At 36.3% G+C, this 1,663-nt stretch carries 2 protein-coding genes; both read right to left on the reverse strand.

The features are described from left to right. A partial coding sequence (locus DI44_RS00045; protein ID WP_050483864.1) for a trypsin-like serine protease occupies positions 1–868 on the reverse strand: 868 nt, incomplete at its 3' end. A gap of 234 nt (positions 869–1,102) precedes the next feature. Then, positions 1,103–1,438, reverse strand: a complete 336-nt coding sequence (locus tag DI44_RS00040) for a DUF3221 domain-containing protein (protein WP_241766416.1) — start codon at positions 1,436–1,438, stop codon at positions 1,103–1,105. Positions 1,439–1,663: the final 225 nt, after the last annotated feature.

The raw sequence follows: 1,663 nt of genomic DNA on the forward strand, positions 1-1,663 counted from the left end.
TTAGGGTGCGAAATGTGAGTAAAGAAGAACCGGATTGCCCATTATAAGTATCAATTTGATAAAATGCAAGTTCATTGGTTTCTTTGGAAACAGAGCCAGTCATTCCCCATTGAGATATTTCTTTATACTGTTCGATTTTATCCCCTGGATATCCATAAATCTTTACTGACGTACCTTGAATATTAGATACTTGTCTTAACGGAAGGTACCCGACTACATCACCAATATTTTTCCCTAAATATGTGCTAAGCTTAAGCACCGCAAAGTCTTGGGTTGGGTCTCCTGTTTGAACATAGTTGCTCGTAATATAATAATCTACTATTTGATATACACCGTATGAATATATATTATTATTCATGGCGGGATATACATAACCATTTATCGCGCCGGACTGATTCATAACATCCATCACACAATGTGCATTTGTAAGAACTTTATCTTTCCCAATAACAGTTCCAGTGCAAGCATACCAACCATCTCTAAATTCCAATTCAATGTACGCAATTTGTCTGTAAGGGGGAACTGAAGTATTGGAGACCTTTGTACGACCATCAGCCCCAATCACAACCTGAGGAAAATATTCATTCGGAGATTTATCACCGATATATGTTGTTTCAGGGTTTAAATTATATTTGTAAGGCTTGCTTTTTTTGAAATCTATATTGATCTCTGCCTTTGGAAGAACTTCACCGGTGCCTTCCGATCCCTCTGTGACGAAAACTCTTGAATTCTTTAACTTTTTCATGTAATCTTCATACTTAATGATTTCGCCTTTTGAATTGATCATGTCATAAGCATTATTACTGTTTTTTTGAGCAAGAACGGTTGCCGGGGGATTTATTATAGACGACATGATAACCACAATCATGATAAAAATGGTTCATCACCAAAAGATGTACTTGACTTTTAAAGACAAACATGATAGCAATGTTGCTCAAAGAGATGTGTGGTATAAAAAGGAAAAATGCTGTTTTGATTGTCTCTATCATAATCGTCTTTCTTTATCAAGTACACTTTGTGGTGAAGAGCCATAAAAATGATAAGCACAATTTTTTTCATAAAGCCCCCCCTTTATAACGGAATGATTTATACATTTCAATTATTATTTAATAGACTCAATTTTCGTAACTTTAATTTTGCTAGGATACGATTCTAGAATCTCTGAGTACCACACTCTGACCTTTTGCCCGTTTTTTATTCCTCCCAAAGCACCAGCTCCCGTAATCCATAACTTACTCATATGGTATTTTCTTCTTAATTCCTGTATGGATAATTTATTGGCGTCGTCCTGAATAAAATCTTGATCTTCAACTAAATAGACTTCCCCTTCTTTCATAATAATAAAACCTTCCGAAACAGTTGCTTGATTAGGAGATCGATTCGCGCTATATTCACTAAAGAAGAATAATAATGCTATGGAACACAAAATAATACTCACCAAGATATATCTCCTCATACCATCCCCCCAGCAATTTCGTTTCCCGGTCCATCGTTATGAACAAATTTCCCTTTCAAGACAGAATAACACACTAATGAACATTGATGATCCCAAGTGCATTCACGCCTTTGATACCGAACTATATAGATGCAACGAAGAAGTTTACCATATCCTTGACGGAAAAGCGGTTTGTCCCTTTTCGACAGTCGCAGGCAAGCCACAGGC

Origin of the sequence: Geobacillus sp. CAMR5420 (genome assembly GCF_000691465.1) — a bacterium.
GTDB lineage: Bacteria > Bacillota > Bacilli > Bacillales > Anoxybacillaceae > Geobacillus > Geobacillus thermoleovorans.